The 14,081-nt window shown below is 68.7% G+C and carries 16 protein-coding genes; 9 read left to right on the top strand and 7 right to left on the bottom strand.

The window, feature by feature from the left end; genetic code table 11:
* Window positions 1–12 precede the first annotated feature (12 nt).
* On the bottom strand, window positions 13–816 hold the full coding sequence (locus K309_RS0100465; RefSeq protein ID WP_029044577.1) for a BPL-N domain-containing protein: 804 nt from the start codon (window positions 814–816) through the stop codon (window positions 13–15).
* A 57-nt stretch (window positions 817–873) separates the two neighbouring features.
* Complete coding sequence (locus K309_RS0100460; RefSeq protein WP_035876459.1) at window positions 874–1,848, bottom strand: LysR substrate-binding domain-containing protein; 975 nt, start codon at window positions 1,846–1,848, stop codon at window positions 874–876.
* Window positions 1,849–1,941: 93 nt separating this feature from the next.
* On the opposite strand from K309_RS0100460, the gene K309_RS0100455 reads away from it, so the two are divergent.
* The 7 genes from K309_RS0100455 (at window position 1,942) to ggt (ending at window position 9,994) form a co-directional block, all read left to right on the top strand.
* A complete protein-coding gene (locus K309_RS0100455) occupies window positions 1,942–3,129 on the top strand; it encodes a CaiB/BaiF CoA transferase family protein (protein ID WP_029044575.1) in 1,188 nt (395 codons plus the stop codon).
* A complete protein-coding gene (locus tag K309_RS0100450) occupies window positions 3,122–4,261 on the top strand; it encodes an acyl-CoA dehydrogenase family protein (RefSeq protein WP_029044574.1) in 1,140 nt (379 codons plus the stop codon). The genes K309_RS0100455 and K309_RS0100450 overlap by 8 nt, the downstream gene beginning before the upstream one ends.
* 232 nt (window positions 4,262–4,493) lie before the next feature.
* Window positions 4,494–5,564: a PAS domain-containing sensor histidine kinase gene (locus tag K309_RS0100445; protein ID WP_029044573.1), complete on the top strand. Its 1,071-nt coding sequence runs from the start codon at window positions 4,494–4,496 to the stop codon at window positions 5,562–5,564.
* A complete protein-coding gene (locus tag K309_RS0100440) occupies window positions 5,561–6,229 on the top strand; it encodes a response regulator (RefSeq protein ID WP_029044572.1) in 669 nt (222 codons plus the stop codon). Before K309_RS0100445 ends, K309_RS0100440 begins: the two co-directional genes overlap by 4 nt.
* Window positions 6,230–6,365: 136 nt before the next feature.
* A complete protein-coding gene (locus tag K309_RS0100435) occupies window positions 6,366–7,634 on the top strand; it encodes an amidohydrolase family protein (RefSeq protein ID WP_084402318.1) in 1,269 nt (422 codons plus the stop codon).
* A 27-nt stretch (window positions 7,635–7,661) separates the two neighbouring features.
* The gene (locus K309_RS0100430) at window positions 7,662–8,198 is read left to right on the top strand and encodes a DUF1097 domain-containing protein (protein ID WP_029044570.1); all 537 of its coding nucleotides are present in this window, start codon (window positions 7,662–7,664) and stop codon (window positions 8,196–8,198) included.
* Between the two features lie 77 nt (window positions 8,199–8,275).
* A complete protein-coding gene (gene ggt, locus K309_RS0100425; RefSeq protein ID WP_051320279.1) occupies window positions 8,276–9,994 on the top strand; it encodes a gamma-glutamyltransferase in 1,719 nt (572 codons plus the stop codon).
* Between the two features lie 11 nt (window positions 9,995–10,005).
* On the opposite strand, the gene K309_RS0100420 is transcribed toward ggt, so the two are convergent.
* Together K309_RS0100420 and K309_RS0100415 are read right to left on the bottom strand one after the other, a co-directional pair.
* Window positions 10,006–10,230 (bottom strand): DUF3820 family protein, encoded by a 225-nt coding sequence (locus tag K309_RS0100420; RefSeq protein ID WP_029044568.1) that lies wholly within the window; start codon window positions 10,228–10,230, stop codon window positions 10,006–10,008.
* A 71-nt stretch (window positions 10,231–10,301) separates the two neighbouring features.
* Window positions 10,302–10,691: a hypothetical protein gene (locus tag K309_RS0100415; protein WP_029044567.1), complete on the bottom strand. Its 390-nt coding sequence runs from the start codon at window positions 10,689–10,691 to the stop codon at window positions 10,302–10,304.
* A 453-nt stretch (window positions 10,692–11,144) separates the two neighbouring features.
* On the opposite strand from K309_RS0100415, the gene K309_RS0100410 reads away from it, so the two are divergent.
* Together K309_RS0100410 and K309_RS0100405 are read left to right on the top strand one after the other, a co-directional pair.
* Complete coding sequence (locus tag K309_RS0100410; RefSeq protein ID WP_029044566.1) at window positions 11,145–11,453, top strand: hypothetical protein; 309 nt, start codon at window positions 11,145–11,147, stop codon at window positions 11,451–11,453.
* Between the two features lie 173 nt (window positions 11,454–11,626).
* Window positions 11,627–12,463, top strand: coding sequence for a universal stress protein (locus tag K309_RS0100405; RefSeq protein ID WP_029044565.1), 837 nt, complete (start codon window positions 11,627–11,629; stop codon window positions 12,461–12,463).
* Between the two features lie 30 nt (window positions 12,464–12,493).
* Here K309_RS0100405 and K309_RS0100400 read toward each other — a convergent pair whose 3' ends face one another.
* The 3 genes from K309_RS0100400 to sorB form a co-directional block, all read right to left on the bottom strand.
* Window positions 12,494–12,982 carry an SRPBCC family protein gene (locus tag K309_RS0100400; protein WP_029044564.1) on the bottom strand — a complete coding sequence of 163 codons (489 nt, stop codon included), beginning with the start codon at window positions 12,980–12,982 and terminating at the stop codon, window positions 12,494–12,496.
* Entirely contained in the window at window positions 12,954–13,340 is a 387-nt protein-coding gene (locus tag K309_RS0100395) for an ArsR/SmtB family transcription factor (protein ID WP_029044563.1), read from the bottom strand. The genes K309_RS0100400 and K309_RS0100395 overlap by 29 nt, the downstream gene beginning before the upstream one ends.
* An 88-nt stretch (window positions 13,341–13,428) precedes the next feature.
* Window positions 13,429–14,073, bottom strand: a complete 645-nt coding sequence (gene sorB / locus K309_RS0100390) for a SorB family sulfite dehydrogenase c-type cytochrome subunit (RefSeq protein WP_029044562.1) — start codon at window positions 14,071–14,073, stop codon at window positions 13,429–13,431.
* Window positions 14,074–14,081: the final 8 nt, after the last annotated feature.

Below are 14,081 nucleotides of genomic sequence, written 5' to 3'. Positions count from 1 at the left end.
AGGCGCCGCGTTCTATCCCAGCGCCAGCCCGCCATGCGCGAGCAGCTGGCGGAACACTGCCAGCTGGCTTTCACCGGTCTCGGCCAGCCGGTGGCACACGTGGACGTGGGCATCCATGTCGCTGTGGCCGCGCAGCGCGTCCTTGCACTCGCGCTCGGAAATCTCCAGGTGGACCCCCGTCAGGATGGCGCGCCCGTAGCCGACGCGCGCCGCCACGATGGCGGGCGGGGTGCCGGCCATGCCCGTGTAGACCGCCAGGACCTGCGTATCGGGGCCGGGCTCGCCCCCGAAATCGAACAGGCAGCCGCCGTGGTAATGCGTGTAGAGCGACACCGGCGCTTGCGTCAGGTGGTTGGTGGTGCGGATCTCCACGGCGGCGGCGGTGCGCGGCGTGCCGTCGTACAGGCGTCCGCCGGTGAGGTCCGGCAACGAGCCGACCGCCACCGCGTCGACAAAGCGCAACTCGCGCTTGCCGCAGATCGCTCCTGAAGTGCCGGCGTGAAAGGCAAGTTCGCGGCAGGCGTAGTAGGCGCCGGCGCAGATGCCGAGGTAGACGCCGCCCCGTTCGACGAAGCTGCGGATGCGCGCGTTGGGTGCGCCATTGAGCGCCGCGCAGTAGGGCAGGTCGGCGCCGCCGGGCATCACGAACATCACCGCGTCGTCGAACAGCGTGGGGTCGTGGCGGATATCGTCGGCCATGACCGCGCGGATTTCGTAGGCGCCGGCCTGCAGCTGGTGGCCGATGGTGCGCATCAGGCAGGCGGTCCAGTCGGAGGCGCCGGCATCGACATACGTCAGGATCTGGGGCTTGGACATGCTGGTCGTGGCGTTTTGGTCGGGGGTCGCAGGCAATGCGCGCCCCTGGCTTGCTTTCTACCTTAGTTTTCGCGCTGGCGCAGTACCGGATTTCCTGGGGATCGCCCGCGCCGCCATGGTTTCACTGACGGCTTCACGTACGCATTCGGCCAGCAGCGCCGCCGCGCGCGTCTGGCCAATACCGGCCTGCGCGATCACCAGCGGCTGGCGCACCGTTTCCTCCAGGATCGGCTTTTCCACCACGCTGGCCGACTGGCCAGAGGCGGGCGCCTGCGTGATCAGCAGCGCGCATCCCAGTCCGTTCGCTACCATGCTGCGCGCCAGTTCCAGCGACGTGGCGCGGTAGCGTACCTCCGGCTGCAGGCCGAATTGCCAGAACGGCGCCATCAGGAATTCGCGGCTGTGAGGCAGGTCGATCAGGATCAGCGGCTCGCGCGCCAGCGCGTGCAGCGAGATTGCGGCCTTGCCGCGGGCAAGCTTCGATCCGGCCGGCACCAGCCCGTAGGGCCGCAGTTCGGCCAGCACTTCGCGGCCGATCTCGGCAGGCAGCCCCACGTCGTAGGTCAGGGCCAGTTCGATCTGGCCGCCGTGCAGCCAGTCTTCGAGTTGCGCCAGGTCGCCTTCGACAAAACGCACGGCCAGCCTGGGATAGCGCTCGCGCGCCACGCGCAGCACCGCCGGCAGGTAGGCCGGCGCCAGCGTGCGGAACACGCCGATGCGCACCTCGCCGGCGTCGCCGTCGCCGCGCTTGTCAATCTCGAATGCCGTTGCCGCGCCCAGGATCCGGCGCGCTTCCGCCAGCTTGCGTGCCCCGAAGCGGGTCAGGGCCAGCCTTGCGCCCGCATCGCGGGCGAACAGGGCTTCGTCGAACAGGGCTTCGAGCTCGCGGATGGCGACCGAGATGGAAGGCTGCGAGACGTTCAGCAGCCGTGCCGCGGCCGTGGTGCTGCCGGTTTCCGCTGTGGCGGCGAAGTAGCGCAACAGGCGCAGCGAGATGCGCGAGGAGCGCGGCGAAGACTGCTGCGATGTCATTAGGAAATCCTATAGGCGCTACTCGAAATCAATATTTTACTTGATAGCCTGCGCTGCGCAGAATCGGCCCACAAGCCCTGGAGGAGCAAGACCATGACGCAATCCAACCTGCCTGATTTGCCCGATCTCCCGCTAGCCGGCCTGCGCGTGATCGATTTCTCGCGCGTGCTCGCCGGCCCCTATTGCACCGCGCTGCTCGGCGACCTCGGCGCCGAGGTGATAAAGGTCGAGCCGCCCGGCGGCGACGACTATCGCGCGGTCGGCCCCTTCGCCGACGGCAAGAGCGGCCTGTTCTCCGCGATGAACCGCAACAAGCAGAGCATCGTGATCGACCTGAAGACGCAGGACGGCCTGGATGTCGCCCGCGCGCTGTGCCGCGGTGCCGACGTGGTGGTGGAAAATTTCCGCCCCGGCGTGGCCGACAAGCTCGGCATCGGCTACGCCGCGCTGCGCGAACTGAACCCGTCGCTGGTGTACGCCAGCGTGTCTGGCTTCGGCCAGACCGGCCCGGAATCGCACCGCCCGGCCTACGACATCATCCTGCAGGCGATGTGCGGGCTGATGGACGCCACCGGCGCGCCCGACGGCGCGCCGACCATGCTCGGCGAGGCCGTGTCCGACGCCGTCAGCGGCCTGTTCGCCTCGTGGGGCGTGCTGGCCGCGCTGCTGGCGCGCGAGAAGACGGGGCGCGGCACGCATGTCGATGTGTCGATGTTCGATGCCACGCTGAGCCTCAGCGCCACGCTGGTCGCGCGCTACGCGGCCACCGGGCTGGCGCCGCGGCGCGTCGGCAACCGCCATCCGTCGTCGGCGCCGTTTGGCGCGTATCGCGCCGCGGATGGCTTCTACGTGGTGGCGGTGCTGAACAACAAGCTGTTCCAGGCGCTCGCCGACGCCATCGGCCAGCCTGCGATGGCGCACGACCCGCGTTTTGCCGATGACGAGACGCGGTGCCGCTTCGAGTCGGACTTGCGCGCCATGCTGGAAAGCTGGTCGGCTGCGCGCACCGTCGCGGAGGTGAACGCAGTGCTCGGCGCCGCCGGCATCCCGGTCGCCCCGATCCGCAATGTCAAGGAAGCGCTGGAGAGCGAGCACGCGGCGCATCGCCGCCTGTTGACCGAGGTGCCCGACACGGGCGGCGGCACGGTGCGCCTGCCGTCGCAGCCGGTCAAGTTCTCTGCCTACGGCGCCAACCGCGTGACGCCCGCGCCGGCACTGGGCCAGCACACCAAGGCCATCCTGGCCGCGCACGATTTCGACAAGGAGAAGCAACATGCATAAGCGAATGGGCGTCGAAGCGGAAGACCTGGAGATCGCCGATGCGATCGGCCGCTTCGCGCAGAGCGAACTGGCCCCGAACGCCGCCGAAGTGGATCGCGACGAAACCTCCACCACGCGCTACGTGCCGCAGCTTGCCGAGCTCGGCCTGATGGGCATGAACCTGCCCGAACGCTGGGGCGGCACCGAAACCTCGCCGGTCGCGCTGATCCTGTCGCTGGCCGAAGTCGCGAAGGCCTGCGCTTCGACCTCGTCGATGATCGGCGCGCACTACCTGGCCACCGACTCCATCCTGATCGGCGGCGACGACAGCCTGCGTGAACGCTACCTGCCGGATGCCGCCGCCGGCCGCAAGCTGGGCGCGTTCGCGCTGACCGAGCCCCGCGCCGGTTCCAACCCCGCCGACATGGCCACGCGCGCCACGCCGGAAGGCGATGGCTACCGCCTGCGCGGCGTCAAGCATTTCATCTCCAACGCCGCCGCCGCCGACTTTATCGTCGTCTACGCCAAGACCGATCCCGCGGCCGGCACGCGCGGCATCAGCGCCTTCGTGGTGGATCGGCACAGCGCCGGCGTGGACGTCGCGCCCGCCGAGAAGCTGATGGGCATCCGCGGCGCACCGGCGCACGAGGTGGCGCTGGACTGCTTCGTCCCCGCCGCCAACCGGCTGGGACCGGAAGGCAGCGGCTTCCGCACCGCGATGAAGGTGCTCGACAACAGCCGCCTCGACGTGGCCGCCACCAGCCTCGGCATCAGCGAGGCGGCGCTCGCGTGCGCGGTCGACTGGGCCAGGCAGCGCCAGGTCGGCGGCGAGCCGCTGGCGCGCAAGCAGGGCCTGCAGTGGATGTTCGCGGACATGCGCACGCGGCTGGAAGCGGCATGGCTGCTGACGCTGCAGGCTGCGGTGCGGCGCCGCGACGGCGAGCCTTTCACCGAGCATGCATCGATGGCCAAGCTCTATGCTTCGGAGACAGTAGCCTTCGTTACCGATACCGCATTGCAGATCCACGGTGGCTACGGCTTCACACGCGAAATGCCGCTGGAGCGGCTGGTGCGGGATGCGCGCATCCTGCGCATCTATGAAGGCTCGTCGGAGATCCAGCGCACGGTGATTGCGCGCGCGGTGCTGGCATAGGGCGCGCGGCAAAGACGCCCCGACTGCATCCGGCGATCTCGCCCATTCAGGAAAACGACAAGGGCGCAGCCGCCCGCCGCTGGCTATAGTCTGCGGGGGGCCGGGGCTTGCCCAGCGCGCCGCTTGCGTAATCCACGCAACTTATGCGCGATCGGCATGCATGCATGCGCGCCCCGAATCAATCAGGAAGTCTGGAACGGCAGGGCGGTGGGCAGCCCTGCGGGGGGGAGGCATGGATGTCGAACTGCAGCGCGCCATATTGAACAACATTCCGGACCAGGCCTGGCTCAAGGACGCGAGCTCGCGCTACGTGCTGGTCAACGACGCCTTCATGGCCGCGTGCGGACGGACCGAGGCCGAGATCCTGGGCAGCACGCCCGACCAGGTCTGGTCCGCGGAATGGGGCCAGGTCTACCTCGATACCGACAGGGCGGTGGTCAACAGCGGCGTGCGCCGCCGCTACGAGGAAAGCCGGCATGGCACGGACGGCGGCGTGCGCTGGTTCGACACCATCAAGATGCCGATCCGCAACCCGCGCGGCGAGGTCGTCGGCACGGTAGGGATCTCGCGCGATATCACCGACCGCAAGCGCTCCGAAGAGGAGCTGCTGGCTTCGCGCGCGCAACTGCGCGAGCTGTCAGCGCACCTGCAATCCGTGCGCGAGGCCGAACGCACCCGTATCTCGCGCGAATTGCACGATGAGCTGGGGCAGTCGCTGACGGCGTTACGCCTGGGACTGAGCTTCATCGAGGCACAGCAGGGCCCGGCCGCCGACGATGCGTATCGCAAGCACGTGCAGATGCTCAAGGAGATCGCCGACTCGACGGTGGAAGCCGTGCAGCGCATTGCCGCGGACCTGCGCCCGCCCCTTCTGGACGAGCTGGGGCTGGCCTCGGCGATCGAGTGGCTGGTCGAGTCGATGTCGGAGCGCAGTGGCATTGCCTGCGAGAAGGCGCTCCAGCCTGTGGCAGGCCTCGGCGCCGAAGTCAGTACCGCGGTTTTCCGGATCGCCCAGGAGGCGCTGACCAATGCCTGCCGCCACGGCCAGGCCGACCGCGTGCGCGTCGAACTGGGCGAGACGGGCGGCATCGTGCGGCTGGTGGTCGCCGACAACGGCTGCGGCATCGATGCCTCCGTGACCGGCCGCCGCCGCAGCCTGGGTTTGCTCGGCATGCGCGAGCGCGCGCTGATGCTGGGCGGCAAGCTGGTGGTGACCAGCGGCAAGGGCCACGGAACGCGGATCGAGGCGCTGATCCCGCGCGATGCCGGCGTTGCCGAGGCGACGGGGGGAGATGCCAGATGATCCGCATCCTGCTGGCCGACGACCACACCATCATCCGCGACGGGTTGAAGAAGATCCTTTCCACCGTGCCGGACATGCAGGTGGTGGCTGAGGCCGCCGACGGCAATGAACTGCTCGCACTGCTGCGCGCCGGCCTGCCGGACGTGCTGCTGCTCGACATGTCGATGCCGGGCCGCAGCGGCATCGTGCTGATCCAGCAACTGCAGGCCAGCTATCCCGCGCTGCCCGTGCTGGTGCTGAGCATGTACCGCGAGTCGCAGTACGCGGTGCAGGCGATCCGCGCCGGCGCTGCCGGGTATCTCACCAAGAATGTCGAATCGGACCAGCTGATCGGCGCCATCCGGAAGGTGGCGCGCGGCGGCACCGCGGTGTCGGCCGCGATCGCCGACAAGCTGATCGGACAGGCGCGCCAGCCGCTGGCAGCCTTGCCGCATGCGCGGCTGACCGCGCGCGAACTGCAGGTGTTCCAGATGCTGGCCGAAGGGCAAGGCATCAATGAGATTGCGTCGACGCTGTCGCTCAGCGGCAAGACGGTCAGTACGCACAAGGCCAACATCATGGCCAAGCTGGAACTCTCTTCGACCGCGGGGCTGGTGCACTACGCCATCCGGCACGGGATGCTGGCGGAAGCGGGAGAAGCAGGTGAGGTGAGCGAGATCCCATAGGTTTGTGCAGCGCAGCTAGGCCGATCCTTAGGTCGAATTCAGCCGATCCTGATGCAGCCGGCGCACGCCGGCACCTACGCTTCAGGTCACGGAGCAGCGGCTCCGGCAGAACGACAAGACCTGAAGGAGACACGCCATGCAGCTGGACCTGCTGATCCGGGATGCGTGCGTCCGCGACGACGCGCCCCTGACCGATATCGCCATCCGCGACGGGCGCATTGCCGCCATCGAGCCGGGCATCGACGCGCCGGCGCACGAAGTGATCGAAGCCGGCGGCCGCGTCGCCATCCCGGGCCTGGTGGAACCGCACCTGCACCTGGACAAGGCGCTGCTGCATCGCCGGCTGCCCGCCCGGCTGGGCACGCTGGACGAGGCCATCCGCGTCACCGGCATCCTGAAGAGCAAGCAGCAGCGGCACGATGTGCTGGACCGCTCGCGCCAGGTGCTGGACATGGCGGTCAGGCATGGCACCGTGGCGATCCGCGCCCATCCCGACGTCGACCTGATCCAGGGGCTGGTCGGGGTGGAGACGCTGCTGGAACTCAAGGCGGAGTACCAGGACCTGCTCGACCTGCAGATCGTGGCCTTCCCGCAGGAGGGCATCCTGAAGTCGCAGGGCACGCGCGAGCTGATGATCGAGGCCATGGACATGGGCGCGGACGTGGTCGGCGGCTGCCCGTACAACGAGCTGAGCTGGGCCGATACCGTGCGCCATATCGACATGGTGTTCGAGCTGGCGCAACGCTATGACGCGCCGGTCGACATGCATGCCGATTTTGCCGACGACACCGCCGACCAGCGCTTTGCCGCGGTGGACTACATCGCACAAAAGACCATTGAATGCGGCTACCAGGGCCGCGTCTCGCTCGGGCATGTGACCAGCCTGGGCGCGCTCGACACGGCGCAGCTGGAGCCGCTGGTGGCGCAATTGCGCGAGGCCGGCATCAGCATCGTGACCCTGCCGGCGACCGACCTGTACCTGGGCGGGCGCAAGGACCAGCAGAACCAGCGCCGCGGGCTGACGCCGGTGAAGGCGCTGCATCACGGCGGGGTCAACGTGGCGTATTCGTCCAACAACATCCGCAATGCCTTCACGCCGTTCGGCAAGGCCGACATGCTGCAGATCGGCAACATGCTTGCGCACGTGGCGCAGTTCGGCGTGCCGGAGCACCAGCTCGCGGTGCTCGGCATGGGCACGCACAACGCCGCGCGCGCGATCGGGCTGCACGACAGCTATGGCCTCGAAGTGGGCCGGCAGGCCGATATCGTGATCCTCGACACCTTCAAGGTAGCGGACGCGCTGATCGACATTCCGCCGCGCCTGTGGGTGGTCAAGCGCGGGCGGATCACGGTGGTGACGCAGCACCGCTGCGACATCCGCCGGCACCGCTGCTGCGCGCACTGAACCGCCCCAACCCACAAGGAGACGATCATGAAGAAGCTGCCTGCCGAAGTCGTGGCCTCGCTGCTGGCCATCACCACCGTTCCCATTGCCGCGCATGCCTCGCACCTGCCGCCGTGGGCCATCTTTATCAGCTGGGCCGCGACCTTTGCCATGGGCGGGCCCACGCCGGAGAACCTGAAGAAGATCTGGCCGACCTTGCCGGTGGGGTCGCTGTTCGCGTTCGTGATCGTGCTGTGCTTCAGGCAGGCGGCCGAGCAGTTCTCGGGGCCGGCGCTGATCGCGGCGGAGATGGTGATCCTGTTCATGCTCAACGCCAGCATGATGTTCCTGGCGCGCGTCTTTTACACGCTGCGCTTTATCCCCGGGATGTTCTTCGGCTTCGCCTCGTACTTCGCCACGCTGTTCGGCGGCTTCGGGCCCGCGCCGGGCGATCCGGTCGCCGCGCTCGGTGCCGTCGTCGCCATGAATGCAATGGGCCCCGCCTATGCCTGGATCAAGGCGCGCTACTCGGCGCCGGAAAGCCTGGTCGAGCGCCCATGGCAGGCGCGCAAGCGCGAGGCCTGAGCCGCCATCGCATCGTCATCATCATCGCGGCTGCCCGCGCGGCGACAGCACGGCGCAGCCGATTCGGGGGAGTGGACATGGAACATATGATTGAAGCCGATCCCTGCGGCGGCACCTCGCGCAGGGCTTTCCTGGCAAGTTCCGCAGCGCTGGCGGGCAGCACGATCCTCGCGCCGGCAAGCGCCGAGGCGGCGCAGGACGCCGCGCCCGCGGCGCGCAGCGGACTGGCGCATTCGGATGCGGGCATGGTCACCAGCCCGCATGGGCTCGCCAGCCAGGCCGGGCTGGAAGTGCTGAAGGCTGGCGGCAATGCGATCGAGGCCGCAATTGCGATCGGCGCGGTGCTGAGCGTGACCTATCCGCATTTCACCGGGCTGGGCGGCGATGCCTTCCTGGTGATCAGCGACCGCGACGGCAATGTGCGCTCGTTCTCGGGGATCGGGCAGGCCGCCGCCGAGACATCGGGCTACAGCGGCGCCATCCCGTTGCGCGGGCCGGGCGCCGCGCTGACCGCGGCCGCGACGGTCGCGATCTGGGACCGTGCCTTTGCCTTCAGCAAGAGCCAGTGGGGCGGTACCCAGTCATGGTCGAGCCTGCTGGGGCGCGCCAGCGAGTACGCCGCCAACGGGTTCCCGGTCACGCCGTCGCAATGCTTCTGGCAGGAGTTCCGCGCCGCGGACCTGCCGGCCTGGGGCGGTTTCGGCCGCGTGTTTGCCCCGGACGGACGCATGCCGAAGCCGGGCGCAATGTTCCGCCAGCCCGAACTGGCGCGCACGCTGGACCGGCTGGCAACGCAGGGCGGACGGGAGTTCTATGAGGGCGACATCGCCGGCAGGCTCGCGGCAGGGCTGGCGCAGGCCGGCTCGCCGTTGCGCGCCAGCGACCTGGCACGCTGCCAGGCGCGCGAGGAAGTGCCGCTGCGCGTTGCCTACCGTGGCGGCGAACTGCTGGGCCTGCGTCCGCCCACGCAGGGCGTGACGACGCTGGAGATCATGGGGATCCTCGACCGCTTCGACCTGTCGGCCGTGCCCGAAGGCAGTGCCGACTACTACCACCTGCTGGTCGAAGCCGTGAAGCTGGCGTTCCTCGATCGAAACCGCTACGTTGCCGACCCCGATTTTGTCGACGTGCCGGTGGACCGGCTGCTGTCGCGCCGGCACCTGGATGCGCAGGCGCAACGCATCCGCATGGCGCGCGCCATGCCGTGGCCGCATGTCTACCAACCCGGCGATACCGTGTATATCGGCGCGGCCGACCGCGAGGGCCGCTGCGTCAGCATGCTGCAGACGGTGTATTTCGACTGGGGCAGCGGCGTGGTGGTGGGCGACACGGGCGTGCTCTGGCACAACCGCGGCGCGTCGTTCAGCCTCGATCCCGCCAGCCCCAACGTGCTGCGGGGCGGCAAGCGGCCTTTTCACACGCTGAATCCGGGTATCTACCTGAAGAACGGCCGACCTCGGCTGCTGTACGGGACGCAGGGCGCCGACGGGCAGCCGCAGACGTTGGCGGCGGTGCTGACGCGGATGATCGACTACGGCATGGATCCGCTGACCGCGCTCGGCCGGCCGCGCTTCCTGCTGGGCAAGACCTTCTCCGACAGCCGCGACAGCCTCAAGCTGGAGCAGGACGCCGGCCGGCAGGTGTTCAGTGAACTGGCGGCGCGTGGCCACCAGCTGAGCCCGATCCCGGCGCAGAGCCAGCTGGCCGGGCATCCGGGCGCGATCCGGATCGGTTCGCAAGGGCAGCTTGCCGGCGCGCACGACCCGCGCAGCGACGGCCGCGCGCTGGGACTGTAGCCGGCGCGGTGCTAGCCGCGTCCGCGCAACGGCTTGAGCAGGTGCGACAGCCCGTTGTGGTCGAGCTCGTGCATCAGCGCCAGCAGCCCGCCAATCTCCCCTGGCGGGAAGCCTTCGCGGGCGAACCAGTTCAGGTAGTTGCCTGGCAGGTCGGCGATCACCGTGCCCTTGTACTTGCCGTAGGGCATGGTGACGATGACCAGCCGCTTCAGTGCGTCGGAATCGAACGGAGTCATGGTGGCGTCAAATCGGCAGGGCGCTACGCTACCACAGCTTGCGCCCGCCGTTGACGCGCGGGGGGCTGGCGTCAGGCGCCGTCGAGGAACGCGCTGCGCAGGCCCAGGCGGGTGCCGAGCGCATCGGGGGCCAGGCTCATGCTGGCGGGGTCGACGGCGCTGCCAGGCGCGCTTGCCTGCATCGGATCGACAGGGGCGGGTGCCATGCCCGGCTGAGCGGGCTGGCCTGCCGGTGCGTACGGGCTGGCTGCGCCCGGGGCCTGCGCGACCTGGGCAGACGGCGCAGCGCCCGGCATGGCTTGCATCGGCTGCGCGGACGGCGCCGGCTGAGTGGCTGGCATCGGTTGCGTGGCTTGCATCGGCTGGGCCGGTTGAAGGGGCTGGGCCTGCTGTGCGAACAGCGGGTAGGACGCGACCATCGCGCCAGCCATCAACAGGGATTTCGCCAGATGTTGCTTCATGCGTGTACCTCCAAAATAGCCTTCAGGCATGGGAAAGACCACTTTAGCGCCGAGGCACCTGACATTCTGTTTGTTTTTGCAACGGTGATTTACCAGTCTTGCCAAGCACGCGTGAGCGGGTTAATTACGCGCGCGATGGCTGTGCCACCGCTTCCACGCCGACCTCCACCTCCACCTTGAGCCCGAAGCGCGAGTGCTGGCCGACTGGAGTTGCGACAGCGCGTCGGTGGCCTTGCTGGTGCCCGTCCGGCGTGGGCGCACGGCGCGCGCGGGCAGTGCGCCGATGCAGTTCCTGGAGCAGCGCCGGGCAGCGGACGCAGAAAGGCCGACAGCAAGGGCAAGCACCAGCGCAGCAAAAGCGCCGGTGCGGTTACACGTTGCTACGTGCCTAACCTTCTGCGAACACCTGCCGCCGCGGGGCGCCGCTACATTGCCGGCCAGGAGGACATCACCATGCGAAGCATTCTGGCCGCCTGCGCTCTGGCAGGCATCGCAGTCATGGGCCCGGGCACCGCCCAGGCCCGCGTCAACGTCGATATCGGCATCGGCATTCCCGGCTATGCCGTGGCGCCGCCCCCGGTCTACTACGAGCCGGCGCCGGTCTACGTGGCCCCGCCACAGCCGGTGGTCGTGGCGCCGGGCTATTACGACGACTGGCGCGAACAGCGATGGCGGGAGCGCAAGTGGCGCGAGCGCGAATGGCGCGAACAGAAGCGGCGCGAGCGTGAATGGCGCCACTGGCACGAAGACCACGACGATTGAGTGATGCTGGCGGCGAATGGCGCCTGTCGTCCGTTTCTTGTCGCATTTCTTGTCCCTTTTCGTGCCGGCCGGATGAAGCGCGGGCTCCGGCCGCCTTGACGCGGGTCAAGGCCCAATCGGTCTTGCGGCCTAGACTGGATGCAACCTGCAACCAAGACCGAAGCGAGGGCATCATGGCCTACGACAGCATCCTGGTCCACCTGGACGGCAATCCTCAGTCCTCCCGCCGTCTGCACCTTGCCGGCCGCCTCGCCAGCGCTGCCTGCTGCCCCTTGATCGGCCTGCTGGCCGGGCGCGTGCCCGACCCCGCCTGGTCCTACCGCATGGACAATGCCCAGCGCTGCCTGGCCGAAGACCAGGAGCGCCGCCGGCTGCAGCGCGAAAACATGCATTGCGCCTTCGAGGCCGCCACCCGCGAACTGGGGGTCGTGGCCGAATGGCGTGCGGTCGATCGCGACCCCGTCACGCTGGCACTGCGCGAAGCGCGCGAGGCCGGGCTGATCGTGTCCGGCCAGTACGATGGCGACAACGTCGAAGGCCCGGTTGCCAGACAGTTGCTGGAAGCGCTGCTGCTGGAATCTGGCCGGCCCTTGCTGGTGGTCCCGTGCGCCGGCGAGTTCAGCATCATCGGCACACGCGTGCTGCTGGCCTGGAACGGCAGTCGAGAGGCCGCGCGCGCGCTGCACGACGCGCTGCCTCTGCTGGCTGGCGCGCAAGTCCGCATACTCGGCGCCCATACCGCCGCCAGGGAGTTGCGCGCCGATGCCACGCCGCTCGGACACGCGGTGCGGGTGCTTGAGAGGCAGGGTGCCTCGGTCGAGATCGAGCATGGCCCTGGGGGCGCCGACATGACCATCGGCGAACTGATCCTGTCGCGCGCCGCGGACTTTGGCGCCGACCTGATCGTGATGGGCGCCTACGGCCATGGCCGGCTGCGCGAACTGGTCCTTGGCGGCGTGACCCGCGTGCTGCTGCAGTCGATGACCGTGCCGGTGCTGTTCTCGCACTGAACACCACGCGCCGGGGCGCAATGGCGTGTGTTATTTCAGCTGCGAGGCGAATTCCTCCAGCTGCGTGATGCAGATATTCCAGCCCTCGTGGAAGCCCAGTTCTTCGTGCCGCTTGCGCGTGGCTTCGTCCGGATGCATCACGCGCGCGGTGTAGCGCGTGCCGTCGCCTTCGTCTTCCATGGTGATGACCGCGGTCATCGACAGCCAGGGCGTGGCCGGCCGATAGCCCGCCACCAGCGCCGAGGTGGAGACGATGCGCTCCATCGGCACCACCTCCAGGAAGCAGCCGGGATTGTCGCTGGTGCCGCCGTCGGGGCCCTGCATGACGGTATGGAAGGCGCCGCCCGGGCGCATGTCGAAGGCGCGCACCTCGGTGGTCCAGGGCTTGGGGCACCACCATTGCTTGAGCAGCTCCGGATCGCTCCACGCGCGCCAGACCTTGGCGCGCGGGGCCTTGAGCAGGCGCGAGATGACCAGGTCCTGGGTGGCTTCAGGGCTTGCGTTGTTTCCGTTCGGCATCGGACAGTTCCTCCTGGTGAAGCGCTTCGACGAAGGTGGCGAGTCGGTCGGTGCGGGCCTCCCAAAGCGCGTGTTGATCGGCCAGCCATTGCCGCGCTTCGCTCAGCGGCTGCGGCACCAGCTCGCAGGTGCGCACGCGCCCCATCTTGCGCGAGCGGATCAGGCCGCTGCGCTCCAGCACCTGGAGGTGCTTCAGGAACGAGGGCAGCGCCATCGCGAACGGCGCCGCCAGTGCCGAGACCGTTTCCGGACCGCGCCCGAGCATGGTGACGACGGCGCGGCGGGTGGGATCGGCCAGCGCGTAGAAGACGTCGGACAGCTCGGGAACCGCAGGAAGCGCGGCATGATGGTTAGCCATGTGGCTAAGTATAGGGGGCACGTCGCGCGTGGCAAGGAGAAATGCAAACGCCCCGGCGAAGAGCCGGGGCGCTGGTTGCCGTGGAAAATTATTGCTGGCGCACGTATGTCGCCAACGCGCGCACTTCTTCCGGCTTCAGGCTGGCAAATGGCGGCATTGGCGCCGCGCCCCACTTGCCGTTGCTGCCGCCGCGGATACTGGCTTCGAGCTTTGCCTGGGCCTGCGCGTCGTTCTTGTAGCGCACGGCGACCTCATGGTAGGCCGGCCCGACGACCTTCTGCGTCACGCCGTGGCAGCTCAGGCAGGCATTCTTCGCCAGCAGTCCCTGCACGTCGACGCCGGGAGCGGCGGAGGCAGGCACCGCCGGTTTGCCCGCCTTCTGCGCGATCGCGACGATCTCGGGGTCCTTCGCCTTGGCCGAGCCATAGGCCACGGCCAGGTAGGCACCGAGCTGCTCGACCTCGGCGTCGTCGATCGGCGCGCCATAGGCCTGCTGCATCTTCTTCATCTCGGCAGTCCACTGCGCCAGGCTCAGCCCGGGCGGCTGGTAGGAGACGTAGTCGGCCGAATGGCAGATCGCGCATTTCTGCATGGCGATGCCATAGCCCGGCAGCTTGGCGGGTTTGAGCTTGACGTTTTCCGCGGGCAGCTTGATGTCCTGCGGTGCGGCGCTGGCGTTGCCGGCACCGAGCAAGGCGAGCGCCAGCAGCGCGGGGGCGATGGTTGCTTTCATGGCGCGTT

The organism is Cupriavidus phytohabitans, assembly GCF_000426345.1.
Lineage (GTDB): Bacteria > Pseudomonadota > Gammaproteobacteria > Burkholderiales > Burkholderiaceae > Cupriavidus.
The sequence above is the reverse complement of the archived record's forward strand: the minus strand, read 5'-3'. Positions and strand labels throughout refer to the sequence as shown.

Excerpts from the sequence above, each read along its gene's own strand:
- ggt (WP_051320279.1), top strand. The coding sequence starts at position 8,276 with ATGGAACATATGATTGAAGCCGATCCCTGCGGCGGCACCTCGCGCAGG.
- K309_RS0100415 (WP_029044567.1), bottom strand. The coding sequence starts at position 10,691 with ATGAAGCAACATCTGGCGAAATCCCTGTTGATGGCTGGCGCGATGGTC.
- K309_RS0100405 (WP_029044565.1), top strand. The coding sequence starts at position 11,627 with ATGGCCTACGACAGCATCCTGGTCCACCTGGACGGCAATCCTCAGTCC.
- K309_RS0100450 (WP_029044574.1), top strand. The coding sequence starts at position 3,122 with ATGCATAAGCGAATGGGCGTCGAAGCGGAAGACCTGGAGATCGCCGAT.
- K309_RS0100465 (WP_029044577.1), bottom strand. The coding sequence starts at position 816 with ATGTCCAAGCCCCAGATCCTGACGTATGTCGATGCCGGCGCCTCCGAC.
- K309_RS0100430 (WP_029044570.1), top strand. The coding sequence starts at position 7,662 with ATGAAGAAGCTGCCTGCCGAAGTCGTGGCCTCGCTGCTGGCCATCACC.
- K309_RS0100445 (WP_029044573.1), top strand. The coding sequence starts at position 4,494 with ATGGATGTCGAACTGCAGCGCGCCATATTGAACAACATTCCGGACCAG.
- K309_RS0100455 (WP_029044575.1), top strand. The coding sequence starts at position 1,942 with ATGACGCAATCCAACCTGCCTGATTTGCCCGATCTCCCGCTAGCCGGC.
- K309_RS0100460 (WP_035876459.1), bottom strand. The coding sequence starts at position 1,848 with ATGACATCGCAGCAGTCTTCGCCGCGCTCCTCGCGCATCTCGCTGCGC.
- K309_RS0100410 (WP_029044566.1), top strand. The coding sequence starts at position 11,145 with ATGCGAAGCATTCTGGCCGCCTGCGCTCTGGCAGGCATCGCAGTCATG.
- K309_RS0100420 (WP_029044568.1), bottom strand. The coding sequence starts at position 10,230 with ATGACTCCGTTCGATTCCGACGCACTGAAGCGGCTGGTCATCGTCACC.
- K309_RS0100400 (WP_029044564.1), bottom strand. The coding sequence starts at position 12,982 with ATGCCGAACGGAAACAACGCAAGCCCTGAAGCCACCCAGGACCTGGTC.
- sorB (WP_029044562.1), bottom strand. The coding sequence starts at position 14,073 with ATGAAAGCAACCATCGCCCCCGCGCTGCTGGCGCTCGCCTTGCTCGGT.
- K309_RS0100440 (WP_029044572.1), top strand. The coding sequence starts at position 5,561 with ATGATCCGCATCCTGCTGGCCGACGACCACACCATCATCCGCGACGGG.
- K309_RS0100395 (WP_029044563.1), bottom strand. The coding sequence starts at position 13,340 with ATGGCTAACCATCATGCCGCGCTTCCTGCGGTTCCCGAGCTGTCCGAC.
- K309_RS0100435 (WP_084402318.1), top strand. The coding sequence starts at position 6,366 with ATGCAGCTGGACCTGCTGATCCGGGATGCGTGCGTCCGCGACGACGCG.